Below are 2373 nucleotides of genomic sequence, written 5' to 3'. Positions count from 1 at the left end.
TCGACGACGGTCCATGGCCGAACAACACGCCTGCCGTGCTGAAGGCCCTCGCCGACGAATGCACCAAGGGCCTGTTCTTCGCAGTCGGCAAGCACGCGACCTATCATCCGGAAATCCTGCGCCAAGTGCTGGCCCAGGGCCACACGGTCGGCTCGCACACCTGGTCGCACGTCAATCTGAACAGCAAGAAGATGACGGAGCAGCAGGCCAAGGACGAAGTCGAGAAGGGCTTTAGCGCGGTGAAGTTCGCGCTCGGCACCAACCCCGCGCCGTTCTTCCGCTTTCCCCAGCTCCAGCACAATCCGGCGATCGTGAGCTATTTCGGCACCCGGAACGTGGCGATGTTCTCGACCGATCTCGACTCCTTCGACTTCCGGAAAGAAAGCACGCCGGACAAGATCGTCAGCAACGTGATGACCAAGCTCGACAAGCTCGGCAAGGGCATCATCCTGATGCATGACTTCCAGAAGCACACCGCGGAAGCCCTGCCGACGCTGCTCGCGAGCCTGAAGGCCGGCGGCTACAAGGTCGTGCAGATCAAGGCGAAGACGACGTTCCAGACGCTGCCGGAATATGACGAGGCGCTGCTGAAGGATTTGAAGGTACCGACCTCGAGCACGCGTCCGATCTCGAGCGTGGTGCAGACGGTTTCGCAGTAACGCGACGGACCACCACGCTTCGACAGTTCATGATGGCCGGGCTTCCCGGCCATCATCGTTTTTTGGATTACCAATAGATCCCGTGGCGATGAAGCTCGCTGATGATGCGGCCTTCGGTCCAGTAAGGCGTGCGCTTCGGTTTGTCGGTCTTCGCCGTGGTCTTGGTCGGGACTGCTGGCGTCTGCGTCGTTGCGGGCGTTGAGCTTGTGGTCGTCGTGGTCGTCGGTGTCGTGGACACGGCCGCGGGCCGGTCGACATATTTCGGCGCTTCGGTGGGCTTGGAGGCCTGCGGCGACGCCGTGGTCGTCGTGGCCTGCTGCGCGCCCGGATCATCAGCCGAAGCGAGCGTCAGGCTGCGCGAACCCTCGGCCTGAGCAGACGCGGAGGCCAGAACCATGGCGGCAACCAGAATGATCTTGCGCATGTACATGTCTCCCGTTTGGGCGTGAGGAGAGAGTAGGAGAGGCCCGCGCGAGCTTATGTGACGCATATCACGCAAGCAGCAACGTGGCGTAGAGGCCGTTCTGCATGTCTCGCGAGGACATTGTCCGCGCCGTCAAAGCCAAGGGCGCGTCGCTCAGAGCGCTTGAACAACCCATCGACACATTGGGGCCCCGGCGCAGTTGTGTGGGCTGCGCCGGGGTCATACGCACGTCCGCCGATAGGGGGTTGGGGGCTAGGAAACCGGCAAAGTGCGCGACGCCAATAAAGCACAGGCTGAGGCGTCAGAAAGTGTACCTTGTGCCACTGGTAGCTTCGGTGAGGGCGAAAGCGGAGCTTCAGAGTTTGCCATCGGGCCGCATCTGCTCGATGCACTGACCGACGGTCCGTCCGGGGGCTGCGGCAAGAGCCTCTTCAACTAGCGCGCGGTCTCGCAGGGACAAACTGGCTGAGCAAAAAGTCGCGCTCCTCGGTAGTCTCGGTGATGAGTCTTTCGGAGCCAAAGTCTGCTTGCCCGATACCCAGCATCTCAATTGCGCGTGCTGCGCTCGGGTCATGAGCTTGTGAAAAATTCTCGACACGGTCCCGATCTTCTGGCGAAAGCTGACTTAGTAGGAATTCACGTTCAGCGTCTGTTTCGATCATCGGTTTGTTCACGACACGAAGTTCGACATCCTCAGCTGCGCAAGCAGGTTTAGGAATGCAGAACCGAGGGTTTCAGTTCCGCGGCTCGCGACCTACCTTCGTGCCTCCCCACAAATCTATTGGTCAGGATAATTGTCGTATGCGAGCTTTCACCTTGCTGCCGGTATTCCGTTCTAGCAAAGATTGAAAATCCTAAGTGTTGCCTTCGGGATACATCGCATCCGCGCTAAGTCGACTAGGTTTGCGGTCGGGCGGGGTTTCTTCAAAAAAGTTCTGGCGGTCGCTTCAGGCGAAACGACGGGATGGGAGCAATCACAATGAAGAAGTTCCTACTGAGTACCGCGGCCGTGTTGGTGGTGGGCGCGACCGCTCCCGCCTCGGCGGCCGATCTGGCTGCGAAACCTTACACCAAGGCGCCCCCCGCGCCCGTAGTCACGATTTACGATTGGACTGGCTTTTACATCGGCGCCAACGGCGGATGGGGCCAAAGCCGCGGCTGCGTGGACTTCGTCACTGACATTTTTGGAACAGTCGCAGGTGGTTGCGCTACTCGCTCCGGAGGCCTTGTCGGCGGACAGATCGGGTATCGCTGGCAAACCAATCAGTTCGTGTTCGGATTGGAAGCACA

At 60.1% G+C, this 2373-nt stretch carries 3 protein-coding genes and 1 pseudogene; 2 read left to right on the top strand and 2 right to left on the bottom strand.

Annotated features, from left to right (window positions below; translation table 11 throughout):
• Positions 1-659: polysaccharide deacetylase family protein (locus tag Q3C01_RS44770; RefSeq protein ID WP_458151731.1), on the top strand; the 659-nt coding region annotated here is incomplete at its 5' end.
• Positions 660-726: 67 nt separating this feature from the next.
• Here Q3C01_RS44770 and Q3C01_RS44765 read toward each other — a convergent pair.
• Both Q3C01_RS44765 and Q3C01_RS44760 read right to left on the bottom strand, forming a co-directional pair.
• On the bottom strand, positions 727-1083 hold the full coding sequence (locus Q3C01_RS44765; RefSeq protein WP_458151730.1) for a hypothetical protein: 357 nt from the start codon (positions 1081-1083) through the stop codon (positions 727-729).
• 431 nt (positions 1084-1514) lie between these two features.
• On the bottom strand, positions 1515-1757 hold the full coding sequence (locus tag Q3C01_RS44760) for a hypothetical protein (RefSeq protein ID WP_458151728.1): 243 nt from the start codon (positions 1755-1757) through the stop codon (positions 1515-1517).
• A 305-nt stretch (positions 1758-2062) separates the two neighbouring features.
• Between Q3C01_RS44760 and Q3C01_RS44755 the strand changes: the two are divergent.
• Positions 2063-2373, top strand: a pseudogene (locus Q3C01_RS44755) (hypothetical protein); the annotation flags it as partial.

This window comes from Bradyrhizobium sp. UFLA05-109 (assembly GCF_054185165.1).
This window is presented reverse-complemented; position numbering and strand designations above follow the sequence as displayed.

Excerpts from the sequence above, each read along its gene's own strand:
- Q3C01_RS44765 (WP_458151730.1), bottom strand. The coding sequence starts at position 1,083 with ATGCGCAAGATCATTCTGGTTGCCGCCATGGTTCTGGCCTCCGCGTCT.